15 protein-coding genes are annotated in these 18845 nt (G+C 67.5%); 7 read left to right on the top strand and 8 right to left on the bottom strand.

Annotated features, from left to right (window positions below; all coding sequences use genetic code 11):
* Nucleotides 1-42: 42 nt before the first annotated feature.
* Nucleotides 43-2097 carry a S9 family peptidase gene (locus U1707_RS15315; RefSeq protein WP_332800938.1) on the top strand — a complete coding sequence of 685 codons (2055 nt, stop codon included), beginning with the start codon at nt 43-45 and terminating at the stop codon, nt 2095-2097.
* Entirely contained in the window at nt 2094-2486 is a 393-nt protein-coding gene (locus U1707_RS15310; RefSeq protein WP_332800937.1) for an acyl-CoA thioesterase, read from the top strand. Before U1707_RS15315 ends, U1707_RS15310 begins: the two co-directional genes overlap by 4 nt.
* A 153-nt stretch (nt 2487-2639) precedes the next feature.
* Here the strand turns inward: U1707_RS15310 and ppc are convergent, their stop codons facing one another.
* The 3 genes from ppc to U1707_RS15295 all read right to left on the bottom strand — a co-directional run bounded on the left by ppc (nt 2640) and on the right by U1707_RS15295 (nt 6492).
* Nucleotides 2640-5315, bottom strand: coding sequence for a phosphoenolpyruvate carboxylase (gene ppc / locus U1707_RS15305; protein WP_332800936.1), 2676 nt, complete (start codon nt 5313-5315; stop codon nt 2640-2642).
* Between the two features lie 209 nt (nt 5316-5524).
* Complete coding sequence (locus U1707_RS15300; RefSeq protein WP_332800935.1) at nt 5525-5899, bottom strand: EF-hand domain-containing protein; 375 nt, start codon at nt 5897-5899, stop codon at nt 5525-5527.
* Between the two features lie 26 nt (nt 5900-5925).
* Nucleotides 5926-6492 (bottom strand): HNH endonuclease, encoded by a 567-nt coding sequence (locus U1707_RS15295; protein WP_332800934.1) that lies wholly within the window; start codon nt 6490-6492, stop codon nt 5926-5928.
* 92 nt (nt 6493-6584) lie between these two features.
* Here U1707_RS15295 and gluQRS point away from each other — a divergent pair, with 92 nt between their 5' ends.
* From gluQRS to egtD, 5 genes are all read left to right on the top strand, one after another.
* Nucleotides 6585-7442, top strand: a complete 858-nt coding sequence (gene gluQRS / locus U1707_RS15290) for a tRNA glutamyl-Q(34) synthetase GluQRS (RefSeq protein WP_332800933.1) — start codon at nt 6585-6587, stop codon at nt 7440-7442.
* A gap of 539 nt (nt 7443-7981) precedes the next feature.
* Complete coding sequence (locus U1707_RS15285) at nt 7982-8212, top strand: twin transmembrane helix small protein (protein WP_332800932.1); 231 nt, start codon at nt 7982-7984, stop codon at nt 8210-8212.
* Between the two features lie 121 nt (nt 8213-8333).
* Nucleotides 8334-8927 (top strand): cob(I)yrinic acid a,c-diamide adenosyltransferase, encoded by a 594-nt coding sequence (locus U1707_RS15280; protein WP_332800931.1) that lies wholly within the window; start codon nt 8334-8336, stop codon nt 8925-8927.
* Between the two features lie 61 nt (nt 8928-8988).
* Nucleotides 8989-10269 carry an ergothioneine biosynthesis protein EgtB gene (egtB, locus tag U1707_RS15275; RefSeq protein ID WP_332800930.1) on the top strand — a complete coding sequence of 427 codons (1281 nt, stop codon included), beginning with the start codon at nt 8989-8991 and terminating at the stop codon, nt 10267-10269.
* Nucleotides 10269-11246 carry an L-histidine N(alpha)-methyltransferase gene (gene egtD / locus U1707_RS15270; protein WP_332800929.1) on the top strand — a complete coding sequence of 326 codons (978 nt, stop codon included), beginning with the start codon at nt 10269-10271 and terminating at the stop codon, nt 11244-11246. Before egtB ends, egtD begins: the two co-directional genes overlap by 1 nt.
* Here the strand turns inward: egtD and U1707_RS15265 are convergent.
* From U1707_RS15265 to U1707_RS15245, 5 genes are read right to left on the bottom strand one after another with little or no spacing between them, the layout of a single operon-like run.
* The gene (locus U1707_RS15265; RefSeq protein ID WP_332800928.1) at nt 11243-12370 is read right to left on the bottom strand and encodes a DUF1176 domain-containing protein; all 1128 of its coding nucleotides are present in this window, start codon (nt 12368-12370) and stop codon (nt 11243-11245) included. The genes egtD and U1707_RS15265 overlap by 4 nt on opposite strands.
* Before the next feature lie 9 nt (nt 12371-12379).
* Nucleotides 12380-14089, bottom strand: coding sequence for an N-acetylglucosamine-specific PTS transporter subunit IIBC (gene nagE / locus U1707_RS15260; protein ID WP_332800927.1), 1710 nt, complete (start codon nt 14087-14089; stop codon nt 12380-12382).
* Nucleotides 14086-16620, bottom strand: a complete 2535-nt coding sequence (gene ptsP / locus U1707_RS15255; RefSeq protein WP_332800926.1) for a phosphoenolpyruvate--protein phosphotransferase — start codon at nt 16618-16620, stop codon at nt 14086-14088. The genes nagE and ptsP overlap by 4 nt, the downstream gene beginning before the upstream one ends.
* 4 nt (nt 16621-16624) lie before the next feature.
* Nucleotides 16625-17818, bottom strand: a complete 1194-nt coding sequence (gene nagA / locus U1707_RS15250) for an N-acetylglucosamine-6-phosphate deacetylase (RefSeq protein ID WP_332800925.1) — start codon at nt 17816-17818, stop codon at nt 16625-16627.
* Nucleotides 17819-17829: 11 nt separating this feature from the next.
* The gene (locus U1707_RS15245) at nt 17830-18837 is read right to left on the bottom strand and encodes an SIS domain-containing protein (RefSeq protein WP_332801038.1); all 1008 of its coding nucleotides are present in this window, start codon (nt 18835-18837) and stop codon (nt 17830-17832) included.
* Between the last annotated feature and the right edge of the window lie 8 nt (nt 18838-18845).

Below are 18845 nucleotides of genomic sequence, written 5' to 3'. Positions count from 1 at the left end.
ACGAGCGTTGGCTTCCTCCCCCCGCACCGCTAACACACGCGCATGACCACGCCCCCCATCGCCGAACAGCGCCCGCACAGCTTCACCACGCACGGCGTGACGATCGAGGATCCCTATGCCTGGCTGAAGGATCCGAACTATCCGGAAGTCGAGGACGCCGACGTGCTCGCGTATCTCGCCGCCGAGAACGCGTATTTCGAGGCGCAGATGGCGCCGCACACGGCACTGGTCGACACGATCTACGAAGAGATGAAGGCGCGCATCAAGGAGGATGAATCCTCGGTGCCGCAGAAGGACGGCGATTGGCTGTACTGGACCGCATACGAGACCGGCGGGCAGTACAAGAAATGGTGGCGCAAGCCGGTCGCGGGCGGTGACGACGAGTTGCTGCTCGACGAGCCGGCGCTGGCCGAGGGCCATGAATATTTCCGTCTCGGGGCGTTCTCGATCAGCAATGACGGGCGCTATCTCGCCTATGCGATTGATGACAATGGCAGCGAGCGGTTCGAGGTTCGGGTCAAGGATCTGGATACCGGCGAGCATCTGCCCGACGTCATTCCGGGAATGCTCAGCGAGATCGTCTGGACCGCGGACGACGCGGGCTTCCTGTACGGTCTGGCGAACGAGCAGTGGCGGACCGACAATGCGCGCTTCCACCGGTTGGGGACGCCTATCTCGGACGACGTCGTGCTGTTCCACGAGGAAGACGAGGGCTTCCGCGTCGGCGTCGGCGAGACGAGTTCGCGCAAGTGGATCGTGATCGCGACGAGCGATCATGTGACGAGCGAACTGTATCTGCTGCCCGCGCATGAGCCTCTGGCGGTACCGATCCTCGTCTCCGCGCGGAAAGTCGGGCGCGAGTATGACGTGGACGAGCATGACGGGACGCTGTTCATCCACACCAACGACGTCGATCCGAACTTCCGGCTGTGCACCGCGCTGGTCGAGGAGCCGGGGGCGTGGACCGAACTGATCCCCGCGAGCCCGCATTTCTACATGACCGGGGTGGAATGCTATCAGGACTTCTTCGTGGTCGACGGGCGCGAAGACGGGCTCGATCAGATTGCGATCCACCGGTACGAGACGCCGACCGAGGGCAAGCGGATCGACTTCCCCGAGGCGAGCTATGTCGCCGGGCTGGGGGATAATCCCGAGTACGACATGACGGTGCTGCGGCTCGGGTATGAGTCGATGGTCACGCCGGGGACGGTGTACGACTATGACGTCGATACCGGCGAGCGGACGATGCTCAAGGTGCAGGAAATCCCGAGCGGCTATGACGCGGCGAAATATGCGACCGAGCGGCTCAAGATCGTCGCGCGGGACGGGACCGAGATACCGGTCTCGATCGTGTATCCGGCGGGGTTCGTGCGCGATGGGTCGGCGCCTTTGTTCCTCTATGCCTATGGCGCGTACGGCTATGCGATCCCGCCGGGCTTCTCGACCGGGCGGATGAGCCTGCTCGATCGCGGGTTCGCCTATGCGATCGCGCATATCCGGGGTGGCGATGACCTGGGCCAGCAATGGTATCTCGATGGCAAGCTCGAGAAGCGCGCGAACACGTTCAACGATTTCGTCGATGTGGCGAAGGCGCTGGTCGACGCGCAGTGGACGTCGGCGGGGAAGATCGCGATTGCGGGGCGGTCTGCTGGCGGCGAGCTGATGGGGGCGGTGGTCAATTCCGATCCCGAACTGTGGGGTGCGGTGATCGCGGACGTGCCGTTCGTCGACGTGCTGAACACGATGCTCGACGAGAGCTTGCCGCTGACGCCGGGCGAGTGGCCTGAATGGGGAAACCCGATCGAGGACGAGGCGGCGTTCAAGCTGATCCGGTCGTATTCGCCGTACGATAACGTGAAGGCGCAGGCTTATCCGCCGATGTTCATCAGCGGCGGGCTCAACGATCCGCGCGTGACCTACTGGGAGCCGGCGAAGTGGGCGGCCAAGCTGCGGCTGATGAAGACCGACGATAACGTGCTGTTGCTCAAGACCAACATGGGCGCGGGGCATGGCGGCAAGTCGGGGCGGTTCGAATCGCTGCGTGAGGGCGCGGAGGAACACGCGTTCGTGCTGTGGCAGCTGGGCGTCGCGGGGTGAGCCGGTTCACGCTCTCGATCACCGCCGAGCACGCGGATATCGATGAACTGGGGCACGTCAACAACGCGGTCTGGGTGCAGTGGATCCAGGCCATCGCGACGGCGCATTGGGAGGCTGTGGCGCCGGCCGAGCACAAGCTGGCGTATGTGTGGGTCGTGACGCGGCATGAGATCGACTACCGCGGGAGTGTGGTGGCGGGGGAGACCGTTGTTGGCGAGACTTGGGTCGAGGGCGCGCCGAAGGGGGCTCGGTTCGATCGGCATGTGCGGTTCGTTGGGGAGGATGGCCGGGTGAAGCTGGAGGCGGTGACGACCTGGGCTTTGCTCGACCGCGCGACCGGGCGGTTGATGCGGGTGCGCGAGGATGTCGCTGCGCCGTTTTATTCCTAGTCCCTCTCCCCTCCGGGGAGAGGGAGGGAGCGACGCAGGAGCGGAAGGGTGAGGGGTGTTGGGAATTGATGTCCCGAGCCTCATGCCCCTCTCCCTTCCCACCGCAAGCGCGGCGGGCCCCTTCCCTCTCCCCGGAGGGGCGAGGGAGTTTTCTTAGCCGCTGTTTCTGAGCGCCGTGGCGATGGCGTTGATCGACAGAAGGATGCCTTCGCCGATCTTCGGATCCTCTTCGCCGGCGCGGCGGCGCTTGATCAGTTCGATCTGGAGCAGGTTGAGCGGTTCGATATAGGGCAGTCGGAGGCGGATCGAGGCGTCCAGCGCGGGGTGCTTTTCGAGCAGGCGCGATTGGCCGGTGACCTGCAAAAGCCCGTCGTGGGTCTGGTGCCAGCCGTCGCGGATCGTGGTGAAGATCTCGCGGAGCTTGTCGTCTTCCACGAGCCCGGCATAGCGTTCGGCGATGCCGATGTCCGACTTGGCCAGCACCATCTCCAGGTTCGCCAGCGCGGAGGCGAACAGTGGCCAGCCTTGCGCCATGTCCTTCAGCAGCGCCTTGTCCTCGAAATCGGCGATCGCGCGGCCGACGCCGTACCAGCCGGGGAGCATGACGCGCGCCTGCGCCCAGCTGAACACCCAGGGGATCGCGCGGAGGTCTTCGATGCGGTCGGACTTGGTGCGGCTGGCGGGGCGGCTGCCGATCTTCAGGCCGGCGATCTCGGCGATCGGGGTCATCTGGCGGAAGAAGGTGCGGAAGCCCTCCGTGCCATAAACTAAGTCGCGGTAGCTGTGGAACGCGGTGTCGCTGAGCGTGTCCATTGCGGCGGAGAAGTTGGCGTTGTCGGCGTTCGACAGGCGTTCGGGTTCAAGGCTTGCGAGCAACGTGGCCGACGCGATCGCCTCAAGGTTGGTCATCGCGGCGTCGCGCGTGCCGTATTTGGCGGCGATCACTTCGCCCTGTTCGGTGATGCGGATGCGGCCCTGGACGGTGCCCGATGGCTGCGCGCGGATCGCGCGGAACGCCGAGCCGCCGCCGCGCCCGACCGCGCCGCCGCGCCCGTGGAACAGCTGCATGCCGACGCCCGCCGCGGCGAAGACGGGTTTGAGCGCGGTCGAGGCTTTCGAGAGTTGCCAGGTGGACGTGAGGTACCCGCCGTCCTTGTTGCTGTCCGAATAGCCGATCATCACTTCCTGATGGCCGCGCGCCGTCGAGATCGTCGCGATTTCGGGAAGCGCGAACCAAGCGGACATGACGCCGGGCGCGGCTTCGAGATCGCCGATCGTCTCGAACAGCGGCACAGCCATGATCGCCGCCGTGGGCACATCGCCCGGACGGTAGAGACCGACTTCCTTAAGCAGCAAATTCACTTCGAACAGGTCGCTGACCGACTGCGCCATCGAGACGATGTAGTTGGTGATGCACGCAGGGCCGTACGCGGCGTGCGCGTCGGCGGCGGCCTGGACTATGGCGAGTTCGCCGGCGGTTTCTTCGGAATATTCGGCGAAGCGAGAGGTGAGGGGGCGGGCGTTGGCGAGTTCGCGGCGGAGCAGTGCGACGCGGGCGTCTTCGTCGAGCGACAGGTAATCGTCCTCGACGCCTGCGACTTTCAGCAGTTCGGCGACGACGCGTTCGTGGACGGCGCTGTTCTGGCGCAGGTCGAAGGTGGCGAGGTGGAAGCCGAACGTCTCGACCGCGCGGATCAGCCGGCCGAGCGCGCCGCCCGTCTTCAGCGCGATGCCGAGGCCATGCGCCAGCGTGACGAGGTCGGCGCGGAAGTCGGTTGGGTTGGCATAGGGCTCGCCGTCGAGGCGGCCGGGGCGGGGGGCGTGCTTGCCGGTCAGCGCGTCGTGTGTCGCGGACAGGCGGGCGTAGATGCCCGAAAGCGCGCGGCGATAGGGCTCGTCGCTGCGGCTGGCGGCATCATCGCCGCTGGCGTCGGCGAGCGCCTGCACCGCAGCATCGGCAGGGGCGTGCTCGGTCGAGATCGAGAGCTCGGCGCCGAGTGCGTGCACCGCGTCGAGGTAATAGCCGAGCACCGCCTCGCTCGCCTTTGACAGCGCGGTCTTGAGCGAATCGGCAGTGACGTACGGGTTACCGTCGCGGTCGCCGCCGATCCAGCTGCCGGGACGCAGAAAACTGGGCGTGCGTTCGCCGAGCGCGCGGTCCCAGCGCTGGTAGAGTGCGGGCAGCGCGGGGAGGAACACGTCGCGCAGGTAGCTGAGCGCGGTGTCGACCTCGTCGGTGACGTAGAGGCGTTCGCGGCGCAGCACGCGCGTTTGCCAGAGGAGCGCGATCTGGCGGAGGATCGCATCGTCGACGCTGTCGCCGTCGGGCGTGGTGTCGCGGCCGAGATCGCGCAGGCCCATCAGCTCGGCGATGCGGTTGCGGTGGTCGATCATGCTCTTGCGGCGGACTTCGGTCGGGTGCGCGGTGAGGACGGGAGCGATCAGCGCGTGATCGAGCAGCGCCCGGATTTGAGTGCGGTCGATGCCTTCGGCCTCGAGCGTGGCGATTGCGGAGGCCAAGTCGGCGCCGTCCTCGGCGGCGATGCCCTGTCGGTCCTCGGCCAGATTGGCGAGCATCGAGAACAGCATGAAGCCGCGGACGAAATCGAGCGTCTCGTCGAGGCTGAGCTTTTCGAGGCTGAGATCGACTGCGCGGTCGTCGCCGGCCTTGCCCTCGGACGCGTCGCGGTGGCGCTCGACCGACGCCTTGCGGATCGTCTCGGTGGCCTCGAACAGCCGCTCGCCGCCATAGGCGCGAATGACGTCGCCGAGCAGTTTGCCGAGGAAACGGATGTCGGAATTGTTCGCGATAGCGGGGAGGCTTGCCATGATTCCCTGCTGCGCTGCGGCAGGGATCAGGTCAACCGGGTTTGGTATCGTGCAGGAGCGAATTCGAATGAAAAGCGCTGATGGCGTGCAATTTAATGTCGCCCATCGTCTCGCGTCATCCTGACGAAAGTCAGGATCCAGAGCCGATAAAGCTGCATGCCGATACCCTGGATCCCGACTTTCGTCAGGATGACGGAGCGCGAGGTGACCTAGCGGTTGCGTGACTCCGTACGCTCTTCCGAGGTGACGGTGCCGTCATGGTTCAGGTCCATCCTGTCGAACCAGGCGAGCGTGCCTTCGCTCCACTCGATCGCGGTGATGACGCCGTCCTTGTTGCGGTCGAACGCCTTGATGCGCGTATTGGGCGAGGGAAGTTCGTCCTTCGTGATCCGGTCGTCGGCGTCGCGGTCGAGCGTCCGGAAGCGGCGTTCCATGCTGGCCCCGAAATCGAGCCGCGAGGTGACCGACGGGGGCACGAAGCCGACCGCATTGGCGTCGGCCTGTGCGCGCTGTTCGTCCCTGTCGCCGCACGCGGACACGAAAAGTCCCGTCGCGGCGAGCGCCGCCACCAGTTTCACCTGCATAGTATCTCCCGTCGTCTTGAAAGCCGTTACGCTTCCAGTTCAACGTCCCAGTACAACCAGTCGTGCCACGTGTCGTGCAGGTAGTTGGGCGGGAAGCTGCGGCCGTGTTCCTGGAGATGCCAGTTGGTCGGACGGATCGGTTCGATATGCAGAGGCATCGCCGCCTGTTTCGGCGTCCGCCCGCCTTTCTTCAGGTTGCACGGCGAGCAGGCAGTGACGACGTTCTCCCACGTGGTACGACCGCCTTGCGCGCGGGGGACGACATGGTCGAAGGTGAGGTCGCGCAGCTTGCCGCAATATTGGCAGGTGAACCGGTCGCGCAGGAACAGGTTGAAACGGGTGAAGGCGGGAAATTGCGACGGTCGGACGAACTGCTTCAGCGCGATGACCGAGGGCAGTTTCAGCGCGAAATTGGCGCTGCGCACTTCGCGTTCATAGGTGGCGACGATGTCGACACGGTCGAGGAAGACGGCCTTGACCGCGGTTTGCCACGGCCACACGCTGAGCGGATAGTAAGAGAGCGGCGTATAATCGGCATTGAGCACGAGCGCCGGACACCCATCCGGATGGCGCATCAGATCGGGGTGAAACACGGCTCCTCCCACTCAGGCTTCGCAGAGCGCCCTATGGACGACAGCGATGACAACCGCATGACAGCACGGCGCGTATCGTCAGGTCAAGCGCGGTGAGCGACGAAGCGGTCGTCACGCGGTTTGCGCCGAGCCCGACGGGGCGGCTGCATCTGGGGCATGCGGTGTCGGCGATCCGCGCGCATGATTTCGCGCGCGCGCGGGGCGGGCGGTTCGTGTTGCGGATCGAGGATATCGACGGGACGCGGAGTCGGCCCGAGTTCGTCGCGGGGATCGTCGAGGATCTGGCGTGGCTCGGGTTGCGGTGGGACACGCTGGTGTTCCAGTCCGACCGGCTGGCGACGTACGATGCGGCGCTCGACGTGTTGAAGGCGCGCGGGCTCGTCTATCCGTGTTTCTGTACGCGCGCAGAGATCGCGGCGAGTGCTTCGGCGCCGCAGGGGGACGTCGGACCGGCGTATCCGGGGACGTGTCGGGATCTGACCGCGGCCGAAGTGACTGCGCGGTCGGATCTGGCGCATTGCTGGCGGCTCGACATGGCGAAAGCTGTAGCGATTACGGGCGTGCTCGCGTGGCATGACGCGATTGCCGGCGCGGTGGTGGCCGATCCGCTGGCGCAGGGCGACGTCGTGCTTGCGCGGAAAGATGCGCCGGCGAGCTATCACCTGGCGGTAACGCTGGACGATGCGGCGCAAGGCGTGACCGACGTGGTGCGCGGGGTCGATCTGTTCGCGGCGACGGACGTGCACCGGGTGTTGCAGGCGCTGCTGGGATTGCCGGTACCTTCATATCATCATCATCCGCTGGTGGTGGATGCGGCGGGGCGCCGGTTGGCGAAGCGGGACGGGGCGGCGTCGCTGGCGGAGATGCGGGCGGGCGGGGAGGACGGAGTGGCGCTGGCCGCTCGGTTGCGGGCTGGGGGGACAACCGGATCGCGTTTTCTCGAGCGCTGAGACCTGTCGCCTATCGTGATTTGCGGACGCGGTGTGGACGGAAAAGGATCGCGGCCTGCATGTCCTTGTTCTCCCGCGAAGGCGGGAGCCCATACTGGGTCCCCGCCTTCGCGGGGAAGCAATGAAGAGGGTGTGACGCCCGTAATCTCGCACCACCCCGGCGGAGGCCGGGGCCAGTTGGGGGACGTCGCCAACTTATCGCAGCGCTCCGTTACTGCGACCATTCAACTGGGCCCGGCCTTCACCGGGGTAATATTTCTTGGTAGCGCTAATTTGCGTTCGATTAGGACGCGGTAGCTAAGCTCGATCCCGAGCCTCGGGGCCGCCCACGTCATCACAACATACAGCGCGATCGTCAGCACCCACCCCGCTACTAGCGATACCCAGATCGGTGCACTTCGAGGCGGCGGCGATAAGAATGCCCGATATCCGTGCTTTCGGCGGCAAGTATAACTTGCAGCATCTGCGTGGAATATTGGGGCGTCCGCGACACTAGCCGTGCCATTGCTAGCGTCGCCGACTGCGCTTACATTCGGTTCATGAACACATTCCTCGTCATCCTCTTGATCGCGGCGATGATCGCCACCCTGGTGGCGCTGGTACGCGGCGTCGTGTCGTTCCTGCAGGAGGGCACCGCGCAGGTTCGCGACGGTAACGGGCCGAGTGCGGCATCGCTGAAATCGAACCGGATGATGCAGCAGCGCATTTTCTTCCAGGCGTTGGCGATCCTGATCGTGGTCGTGATCCTGTTCGCGGCGGGCCGCAATTAGGCTGGTTCGGGCTGCTAATCTGACGATGCAGTCGGGGCGTGGGCTGGAATGGGGGGCCGTGCGCACCAGCACTGGAAGGTCACGGGTTCGCGCCGGCGTGACAGACTGAAGGATTGGGCCGATGGTCAAGTTGAACAAGATCTATACGCGTACCGGTGACGACGGCACAACGGGGCTGGTCGACGGATCGCGGGTGTCGAAGTCGAGTGCGCTGATGCAGGCGATCGGCGATGTCGACGAGGCGAATTCGGCGATCGGCCTCGCCGTCATCGCGCTAGGTGATCACCCGATGGCCGTCGCACTGACCCGCATCCAGAACGACCTGTTCGATCTCGGCGCGGATCTGGCGACCCCCGCGGGCGCGGACGAGACCGGCGGGGAGGATTTCACGCCCTCCGAAATGGTGTTGCGGATCGTGCCGTCGCAGGTCGAGCGGCTGGAGCAGGAGATCGACGCGATGAACGCGCATCTGGCGCCGCTCCGCAGTTTCATCTTGCCGGGCGGATCGGCCGAGGCCGCGGCATTGCACCTGGCGCGGGCGATCAGCCGACGGGCCGAACGGTCCGCGGTCGGCGCTAGCGACATGCAGCGGCTTAATCCGGCCGCATTAGCGTACGTTAACAGACTTTCGGATTTCCTGTTCGTGGCATCGCGCTCCGTGAACCAAAATGGCGCCGGAGACGTTCTTTGGCGACCGGGGGCTACGCGCGGTTAGGCACGTATCGTCGCTCGCGTTCCAACGTCGTCGCTTTCGACGTTGAACTGAGGATAGATCGATGCCCAACCCCGTCCGACCCGACGCAACGCCGCGTGCAGCCCTGTCGGAAATTTCCACGTTGGCGCAGCGGTTCGCCGCGGTGCGCGATCTGACCCTGGCGCTCGCCGCGCCGCTGTCCGATGCGGACGCGACCGTGCAATCGATGGCCGACGCGTCGCCGACCAAATGGCACATGGCGCATACGACGTGGTTCTTCGAGACGTTCGTCCTGCGCGATCATGTCGCAGGCTATGCGTTGCACGACGAGCGTTTCCCGTTCCTGTTCAACAGCTATTACGAGGCAGAGGGGCGTCGGCACGCGCGCGATCGGCGCGGCATGGTTACTCGGCCGTCGCTGGACGAGGTGCGGGCGTACCGCGCGCATGTCGATGCAGCATTGCTCGCGGCGCTGCCGACGCTTGGTGAGGACGCGCAGGCGCTGGTGGCGCTGGGCTGTCATCACGAGGAGCAGCACCAGGAATTGCTGGTGACCGACATCCTCCACATGTTTTCGGAGAACCCGCTGGAACCCGCGATGTGGCCCGCGGCGCGCAAGGTGCCGGTGGAGATGCCGGGACCGATCGGATGGATCGAGCGTGGCAGCGAGATCGTCGAGATCGGCCATGAGGGCGACGGTTTCGCGTTCGATTGTGAAGGGCCGCGGCATGCCGCGTTGCTCGCGCCGCATGCGATCGCCGATCGGACCGTGACCAACGGCGAGTGGGCGGCGTTCATCGCCGACGGTGGCTATACCGACGCGCGGCATTGGCTGGCGGATGGCTGGGCCTGGGTGAAGGCCGAGGGCATCGTCGCGCCGCTCTATTGGGAGCAGGGCGATGCCGGCCGGACCCGCTTCGGTCTCGACGGGCGGCGCGCGATCGATCCTGCGGCGCCGGTGACGCATGTGAGCTTTTTTGAGGCCGATGCGTATGCGAGCTGGGCCGGGGTGCGGTTGCCGACCGAGTTCGAATGGGAGGCCGCAGCCGCGTCGCACGACGCAGGCGGCGGGAACCAGATGGACGTCGCGGGGCCAGTCGAGCCGCGGCCGTCCGCTAATGGCCCGGCGTTCTTCGGCGATGTCTGGGAATGGACCGGCAGCGCGTACCGGCCCTACCCCAAGTTCCAGAAGGTCGACGGCGCGGTCGGCGAGTATAACGGCAAGTTCATGAGCTCGCAGTTCATCCTGCGTGGCGGCAGTTGCGCGACGCCGCGCGGCCATGTGCGGGCCAGCTACCGCAATTTCTTCTATCCGCATCAACGGTGGCAGTTCACCGGGGTGCGTCTTGCGAAAGATATCTGATGTTGAAGCCTGAGATCGAGGACGGCCAGCAGACGCTTGCCGACCCGCAATTCCGTGCCGACGTGCTGGACGGGCTCGCGCGGCGGCCGCGGGCGATCCCGGCGCGGTGGTTCTACGATCGGCGCGGCTCGGAACTGTTCGAGGCGATCACCGACCTGCCCGAATACTATCCGACGCGGACCGAGCGGTCGATCCTGGAAACGGCCTGTCCCGAGGTGGCGACGCTGGCCGGTGCCGGGCGTGCGGTCGTCGAGTTCGGCTCGGGCTCGTCGACCAAGACGCCGATCCTGCTCGATGCCGTAGCGCCGTCGGTCTACGTGCCGATCGATATCTCGGGCGATTTCCTGCGCGAGTCGTCGCGGGTCCTGGGCGAGCAGTTTCCCGACTTGCTGGTGCTGCCGTTCGAGGCCGACTTCATGCGGCCGTTGAGCCTGCCCAAGACGATCGCGGACACGCCGAAGCTCGGGTTCTTTCCAGGGTCGACGATCGGCAACATGATCCCGTTGATGGCGGTCGACCTGTTGCGGGCGATGCGCGCCTCGCTTGGCGTGGGCGCGATGCTGTTGATCGGGATGGACCGGATCAAGGGCGAGGATGTGCTGGTGCCGGCGTATGACGACGCGCAAGGCGTGACCGCGGCGTTCAACCTGAATTTGATCGAGCGGATCAACCGCGAACTAGACGGCGATATCCCGGTCGAGGCGTTCCGCCACAAGGCGGTGTGGAACGACGATCGCGCGCGCGTCGAGATGCATCTGGAGGCGACGCGGAATGTCGCCTTCAGCGTCGACGGGCGATCGTTCGAGATGGTCGCGGGCGAAACCGTGCATACCGAAAATTCGCACAAATACGGTGCGCGCGATGCCCGGATCCTGTTGCGGTCGGGGGGGTGGACGCCGATCGCGGCGTGGACCGATCCCGAGGGTCTGTTCGGCGTGTATTTGGCCGAAGCGCAGGTGGAGCGGCCGGCGCCCTAACGCACCACCTTGGCGCGCCATGTCGTGATGAAGTCGATGTTGCCGCGGCATTCGCCCATCTCCGACTGTTCGGAGAGGCGGAGGCGGTTGCCGTCCCAGACGAAGCTCTGGTGGACGCCGCAATCGCCGAGACCGCGGCCCTTGGCGTCGCTGGTCAGGACGCCGTCCGCGAAACGGCCGTTGACGATGCTGTGGACCGGCGTCCTCGTGTCGGCGCCGGTCGCCTCGAAGCCGGCGGGGGCGTCGATCGATGCCGGTGTGATCTTTGCGCCATCGACGACGAACAGCGCGCTGATCATATTATACGCGCCGGTGGAGCAGGGCAGGATCACGAGCGTCTTGCCGCCCCCGAGCGCGTAGGTATCGGGGGCGAAGGTCTCGTCACTCATGCCCGACGCGGCATCGGGAAGGTCGCATTGCGCCTGGGTTCGGATCTGCGAGATCTGTCGCCGGGTCAGCGTTGCCGGAATGCCCGACGGCGTAACTGCGGTGATGACCGGGAGCGCGGGGCGCGGCGCGGCGGAGGCGGCGGGGCCTTTCGCAACGATCGCATCGGTGCTGCCCGCACGCCCCTGTTCGGCATCGATGTAGCGGAGCGCGGCGGCGGCGCCTTTCAGCGATAGCGTGGCGAGCGTGCGGCCGTTCGCGGCGCGGATCGCCAGCGCGGTGCCGTTCGCCATTGCCGTGGCGAGCGCTGCCGCATCGTGCGCCGCGATGGGCTTGTCATCGACCGCGAAGCTGGCCGGCGCGGTTGGCTGCGTCGCCGCGTCGTCGTTTGTCTCGACCTTGACCGAGAGGGCGCCGGCAGGCCCGGCCTCGCGCGTGATGTTCAGCGTGATCGGCCGGTCACCACTCGCGGCGGGAAAGCCGGCTTCGGGCAGCAGTGCGCCGAGCGTGCAGCGCAACGCGTTGTCGCAGCCGGCCGTCCAGTCGCCGAACGTCTTCAGCTTGCCTGGTTTTGGCGGGGTGTGGGTGTCGGCGACAGCGGTGGGCTCGGCCGCTGTCTTCGACGGCGGGAGGGCGCTGGCCTTGGGTGTTTCCCGGGCGGCAGGCTGCGATGGGGGCGAGCAGCCGGCGAGTGCCGCAGCGATCATCGCGAGGGGGAGCAGGGCTGGGTTTTGCATCGTCACGACTCAGGCGGCCAGGATCGATGCGGCACGATCCGCGTCGAACAACAGATGGAGGAGACCGGGGGCGGGGCGGGCGACGGCATGGACGCCGAGCGCCTCCAGCGACGGGAACGTCGCGCGGTCCGCGTCGCGCAATCGGACGCGCAGCCGCGTGCCGTGGCGGGAGGCGCCCTCGATATTGTCGGCGCCGCCCAGTGCCGCGATCGTCGCGGGCGTCAGGTGGATGTCCGCCGGAACCACGGCCGCCGGTTCGGCGACGGCGGGGGCCGTGCCACCCGCGGCGATGGCATCGCGGATTTCGACCGCGACCGAGTCGGCGATCGGGCCGAGCACGATCTGGAGCGCCTTGTCGGACGGACGGATCAGCCCACGCGCGCCGAGAGCCTTCAGGCGGGCTTCGTCGACGAGGCTCTGGTCCGCGACGATCAGCCGGAGCCGCGTCGTGCAGGCGCCGACGCTGGTCAGGTTCGCCGCGCCACCGAGTGCTTCGGCGAAGGCCGCGCCGCGCTCGCTCTTGGCCACCGTTGCCGCCGTCACAGGCGCGTCGCGCTCGCGGCCCGGCGTCGGCAAATCGAGGCGTTTGATGACGGTGCGGAACAGGACATAATAGATCGCGGCATAGGCCAGGCCGACCGGCAGCAGCAGCAGCGGCTTGGTCGCCTTGCCATAGTTCAGCACGTAATCGAACAGCCCGGCGGAGAAGCCGAAGCCCAATTTCACGCCGAGCGCGTTCATCAGCGCCATCGACAGGCCGGTCAGGACCGCATGGATCGCGTAGAGCACGGGTGCCAGGAACATGAAGCTGAACTCGATCGGCTCGGTCACGCCGGTCAGCGCGGACGTCAGCGCGAGGCTGAGCAGCATGCCGCCGACGGCCTTGCGGCGTTCGGGCAAGGCGGCGTGGTACATCGCGAGGCAGGCGGCGGGCAGGCCGAACATCATCACCGGGAAGAACCCGGCCATGAACGCGCCGGCGTTGGGATCGCCCGCGAAGAAGCGGCGGAGATCGCCCGTGGTGCCCTGATAGTCGCCGGCAACGAACCAGACGATGTTGTTGAGCAGATGGTGCAGCCCGGTGACGAGCAGCAGGCGGTTGAGCAGCCCGAACATGAACAGGCCGAACCCGCCCGCGCCGCTGATGCCGTAGCTGAGGCCGTCGATGCCTGCGCTGAGGGCGCCGAAGCCGAGGCCGACGATGATCCCGAGTACGAGGCCCGCGACGCCGCTGACGATCGGCACGAACCGGCGGCCGCCGAAGAAGGCGAGATATTCGGGCAGCGCGATCGCCGAGAAGCGGTTATAGAAACTGCCGCCGATCAGGCCCGACAGGATGCCGATCGGCACGTCGAGCCGGGCGATCGCCTTGGCTTTCCACGCGGCGGTGGCGAGCGCGATCGTGTCGCCGCTCATGCCCTTTAGCGCATCGGCGGGGACGGTCATCAGCGCCTGTGCGCCCTGCGTGGTGACGAGGTAGCAGACCACGCCAGCGAGACACGCCGCGCCGTTGCCGTCGCGCGCGAAGCCGGTGGCGACGCCGATCGCGAACAACAGGCCGAGGTGCGAGAAGATCGCGTCGCCCGCCGCGCTGAGCACGGCGATATCAAGCAGGTCGGGTTGGCCGAGACGCAGCAACAGCCCGGCGACAGGCAGAACCGCGATCGGCAGCATGAGCGCGCGGCCGAGCGGCTGGAGGGCTTCGAGCACGGACTTCATGGGCGGAAACTCCGGGCGAGCGTTCGCACGTCCGCGGCTGAGATACAGTTCATTGCGGCGGCGGCATGGGCCCGACACGCGGGAATCGTGAGCGTCGCGACCAGCGCCTTGATCTCGGGCACGAGCGCGGGCGCGGACGAGAGTTCGGTGACGCCGAGCCCGATCAGGATCGGTACCGCGAGTGGATCGGACGCGAGGCTGCCGCACACGCCGGTCCATTTGCCATGAACCGCGCCGCCCTCGCAGGTGCGCGCGATCAGCCGCAGCACGGCGGGGTGGAGCCCGTCGAGGTCGCTGGCGACCGCCGGATTGCCGCGGTCCATCGCCAGCGCATATTGCGTGAGGTCGTTGGTGCCGATCGACAGGAAGTCGGCTTCGCTGGCGAGCAGGTCGGCGGTGATCGCAGCGGCGGGCGTCTCGATCATGATGCCGAGCGCGACGTGTTCGGTGTGGCCCGTGGCCGCTGCTGCGGCGTCTAGGGCTGTGCGGACGGCGCGAAGTTCGCCGAGGCTCGCGATCATCGGCACCATGATGCGGCACTGGCCGGCGGGGCGGACCGCGAGGATCGCGCGGAGCTGTGCGTCGAGCATCTCCGGGTGGGCGAGACCGACGCGGATGCCGCGCAGGCCTAGCGCCGGGTTCTCCTCGTCAGCGATCGGGAGGTAGGGCGCGGGCTTGTCGCCGCCGATGTCGAGCAGGCGGACGATCAGCGGGCGGCCGTCTAGCGTGTCGGCGATGCGCTGGTAGTCGGCGGTCTGCTCCTCGACGCTGGGGGCGCTGTCGCGTTCTAGGAACAGGAATTCGGTGCGGAGCAGCCCGCACCCTTCGGCGCCGTTGCGCACCGCCGAGTCGGCATCGTCGGCCGAACCGAGATTGGCGAACGCTTCGATCCGGACGCCGTCCTGCGTACGGCATTCGCGCGCGGCGTTGGCGAGGGCCGCGCGGCGGCGTTCGGTTTGAGCCTCGAACGCGGTTTGCGCAGTCGCCAGCGTTTCGGCATCCGGTGCGACGTGAAGCAGGCCTGCGCCGGCGTCGAGGATCAGCGGCGTGCCGGCGGTAATCTCTGCAAGGGCGGGGCCGACTGCGACCAAGGCAGGTAGCCCCATCGTCGCAGCGAGGATCGCGACGTGCGAGGTTGGCCCCCCGCGCTCGACGCAGAAGCCGACGATCGACGCGGTATCGAGGCCGAGCAGGTGCGAGGGGAGCAGGTCGTCGGCCAGCAATATCGTGCCGGGCGGGAAGGTCAGGCGCTCGTCGAGATCTTCGCCGGCGAGTGCGCGCAACACCTGGCGTTCGAGGTCGAGCATGTCGTCGGCGCGCTCGGCGAGGCGCGCGTCGCCGGTGGCCTGGAGCGCGTCGGCCTGCGCACGGATCGCGGTGCGCCAGGCGTAGGCGGCGCTGTCGCCTTGCGCGATCGCGGCGTGTGCGGCGGCGGTCAGGGTCGGGTCGTCGAGCAGCGCGGTATGCGCGGTGAGGATCGCGCGTTCGGCGCCGGTCGCGGTCGCCGATCTGGTGGCGAGGCGCGTGGTGATGGTGGCGAGCGCCGCATCGAGCGCGGCGCGTTCGGTGGTCGCGTCGGCCCCTTCGCGCGTCACGGCGATCTCGGCGAGGCGGAACAGGCCGGCCTGGCCGATCGCGATGCCGGGGGAGGCGGTGACGCCGGGCAGGCGGCCGTCGGCGGGCAGGGTTGCGACCTGTTTCGTGGCCGGCTGATTTCCCGCGGGTGCGACGGGAGCGGGGGGCGCAATGGATCCAGCCTTCTCCCCCATGCCGCCGAGGATCAGGTCGCCGATGGCGAAGAGCGCGTCGGCGGCGTCGGGGCCGGTGGCAACGAGCGTGATTTCGTCGCCGAGCTTGATGCCTAGCGCCATCAGCGCGACCGGGCTGCGGACGTTGCCTTCGCGCCGATCATTCTCACGGGGGGCGCCTTTAGCGATCTTGACCTCGGACACGAATTTCCGCGCGATCTCGCCGATCCGTGCGGCGGGGCGCGCGTGGATGCCGTGGACCAATGGCACCACGATCGTGCGGCGGACGGTGTCGCCTTTGACCACGGCGACATCGGCGGCATCGCGGCGTTCGAGAGTCATGATCGCGTCGCCGACGCCGATCGGCGTGTCGGTTTCGCGGCGCAGGATCGCGAAGCGCTCGGGGTTGGTGACGATCACTGGCGTGATCACCGCGCGCGCTTCGCAGACCAGCAGGTCGAGATCGAAGCGGATCAGCGGATCGCCGCGCTGCACGCTCGCGCCTTCGGCCACGCACGGGCTGAACCCGCGTCCGCCGAGCGCGACCGTATCGAGGCCGATGTGCATCAGGAGCTCCGCACCCTCGGGCGTGCGCAGCGTGATCGCGTGGCCGCTGGCATGGACGCTCAGCACGACCGCGTCGCACGGCGCGTGCAGGCAGTCGCCGGTCGGATCGACGGCGATCCCGTCGCCCATCATCCGTTCGGCGAAGACCGGGTCGGGGACCGCCTCGAGTGGCGATGCCCAGCCCTGGAGGGGCGACGTCAGGATGATGGGCTTCATGGCTTTACGTCCTGCCTGCGACCAGTTGGCCGCCGATCCAAGTGCCCGCGGGCCACAGGTCGGCGGTGAGCGCGACCCAGTCGGCGCGCAAGCCGGGGGCGAGCGCACCGCGCTCATGGGCAAGGCCGAGAAACGCGGCGGGGTTGGTCGCCGCCATCGCCGCCGCGGCGGGAACGTCGGCGGGCGTCCGCGCGACGAAGTTGCGGACCGCGCCGGCCATGTCGAGATCGGAGCCGGCCAGCGTCCCGTCCTCGCCGAAGCACTTGCCGTCCTCGACATGGATCAGGCGCCCCTGAAGGCGGAAATCCTTGTCGACCGCGCCGACCGACGGCATCGCGTCGCTGACCAGCATCAGCCGGTCGTTGGGCCGTGCGTTGAGCGCGAGGCGGAGCGCGGCGTCGTGGACGTGGAGACCGTCGGCGATCAGCCCGCAATAGACGTGGCGATCGTCGAGCGCGGCACCGACGACGCCGGGTGCGCGGTGGAGCAGCGGCGACATCGCGTTGAACAGATGGGTGATGCCGGTCAGGCCCGCACCGACCGCGTCGATGATCGTCTCGTAATCTGCATCGGTATGCCCGGCGCTGACGATCACGCCGCCGGCGACCAGCCGCGCGATGGCCGCGGGATCGGTCAGTTCGGGGGCGAGCGTCACCATCACGCGGCCCTTGCGCGGACGGATCAGCAATTCGATCATCGCATCGTCGAGCAGCCGGAACTTGGCGGGATCGTGGATGCCCTTGCGCGACGGATTGATCCACGGCCCTTCGATGTGCGCGCCGACCACGCCGGGAACGCCAGCGAGAATCGCGGCATCCATCGCGTCGAGCGTGGCCGCGATCACGTCGGGCGTGTCGCTGATCAGCGTCGGCATGAACGCGGTCGTGCCGTACGGAAGATGGGCGGCGCCGATCGCGGCGATGCCCTCGACGGTCGGCTGGTCGTTGAGCAGCACGCCGCCGCCGCCGTTCACCTGCGTGTCGACGAAGCCGGGGACGAGCCAGCCGCCCCCCAAATCGACGACGCGATCGATCGCGTCCGTCGTGGCCCGATCGAGCGGGTCGATCGCGACGATCCGATCGCCGTCGACCGTGATCGTCGCGCCGTCGAGCAGCGCGCCGGGCGTGACGACCGTACCGTTCACGAAATGCATCTGAAGACCGTTCATACCGTCGTTGCTCACATCACCGCCGCTCATGTCGTCGCCCCTCATACCGTCCGGGTGACCTTGCTGAGGTGGAGCGGTGCGTCGGGGTTCAGCCCGCGGCGCAGCGACAGCCGGTTGGCCATCCGGTAGAAGCTCTGGATCATCAGGATCGGCTCGATCGCGGGATGGGCGGTCAGCGCGACGGGGGTGCCGGCGGCGTCCGCCTTCGCATCCGCGAGACAGACGACCGCGCCGCGTGCGCGGAACTCGGCAGCCGCCTCGCGGACGCCGTCGCCGGCCGCATCGGAGGTGGCGAAGGCGATGACCGGGAAGCCGTCATTGACGATCGCCATCGGCCCGTGGCGGACTTCGGCGGCGCTGAACGCCTCGGCATGGAGCGCGCAGGTCTCCTTCAGTTTCAGCGCGGCTTCCTGGGCGATCCCGTAGCCATAGCCACGGCCGATCACGAACAAATTGTTGGCGTTCGCCAGCGCGTCGACGATCGGCGACCAGTCCGCACCGAAGGCGAGCGTCAGCATGTCCGGCAGCGTGTCGACGGCGTTGGCGAGCGCTTCGTTCCGCGACCATGCCGCGGTCAGGCCTGCGAATGCCGCGAGCGCGCAGATATAGGATTTGGTCGCGGCGACGGATTTCTCCGGTCCGGCCTTCAGCGCGATCAGCGTGTCGGCCATTTCGGCGAGCGGCGACGTCTCGTCGTTGACGAACGCGACGACATAGGCGCCGGCGTTCTGATAGGCGGTGACGGTCGCCAGCAGATCGGGGCTGCGGCCGCTCTGCGATACGGCGATGACGAGCGCGGTTCCGGGGGCCATCGGCGCGGCGTAGACCGACGACACCGACGGCGCGGCGGAGGCTACGGGCACGCCGAGCAACGTCTCGATCAGGTATTTGCCGTAGGTCGCGGCGTGATCGGACGAACCGCGCGCGCAGGTCACGACCACCGCCGGTGGTGCCGCCCGCAGCCGTTCGCCGAGCGCGGCGAACGCATCGCGATTGGCCGACAACAGCCGTGCGACCGCATCGGCGGATTCTGCCGCCTCGCTGAACATCAGCGTTT

The organism is Sphingomonas sandaracina, from assembly GCF_036663695.1.
Classification (GTDB): Bacteria; Pseudomonadota; Alphaproteobacteria; order Sphingomonadales; family Sphingomonadaceae; genus Sphingomonas.
Note: the sequence above shows the minus strand (reverse complement) of the source record. Positions and strands in the feature narration are given on the sequence as shown.

What these genes read in the sequence shown, in the direction of transcription:
- U1707_RS15245 (WP_332801038.1), bottom strand. Translation starts at nt 18,837, where the DNA reads ATGTTCAGCGAGGCGGCAGAATCCGCCGATGCGGTCGCACGGCTGTTG.
- U1707_RS15285 (WP_332800932.1), top strand. Translation starts at nt 7,982, where the DNA reads ATGAACACATTCCTCGTCATCCTCTTGATCGCGGCGATGATCGCCACC.
- egtB (WP_332800930.1), top strand. Translation starts at nt 8,989, where the DNA reads ATGCCCAACCCCGTCCGACCCGACGCAACGCCGCGTGCAGCCCTGTCG.
- U1707_RS15300 (WP_332800935.1), bottom strand. Translation starts at nt 5,899, where the DNA reads ATGCAGGTGAAACTGGTGGCGGCGCTCGCCGCGACGGGACTTTTCGTG.
- U1707_RS15315 (WP_332800938.1), top strand. Translation starts at nt 43, where the DNA reads ATGACCACGCCCCCCATCGCCGAACAGCGCCCGCACAGCTTCACCACG.
- nagA (WP_332800925.1), bottom strand. Translation starts at nt 17,818, where the DNA reads ATGAGCGGCGGTGATGTGAGCAACGACGGTATGAACGGTCTTCAGATG.
- ppc (WP_332800936.1), bottom strand. Translation starts at nt 5,315, where the DNA reads ATGGCAAGCCTCCCCGCTATCGCGAACAATTCCGACATCCGTTTCCTC.
- U1707_RS15280 (WP_332800931.1), top strand. Translation starts at nt 8,334, where the DNA reads ATGGTCAAGTTGAACAAGATCTATACGCGTACCGGTGACGACGGCACA.
- U1707_RS15265 (WP_332800928.1), bottom strand. Translation starts at nt 12,370, where the DNA reads ATGCAAAACCCAGCCCTGCTCCCCCTCGCGATGATCGCTGCGGCACTC.
- egtD (WP_332800929.1), top strand. Translation starts at nt 10,269, where the DNA reads ATGTTGAAGCCTGAGATCGAGGACGGCCAGCAGACGCTTGCCGACCCG.
- ptsP (WP_332800926.1), bottom strand. Translation starts at nt 16,620, where the DNA reads ATGAAGCCCATCATCCTGACGTCGCCCCTCCAGGGCTGGGCATCGCCA.
- nagE (WP_332800927.1), bottom strand. Translation starts at nt 14,089, where the DNA reads ATGAAGTCCGTGCTCGAAGCCCTCCAGCCGCTCGGCCGCGCGCTCATG.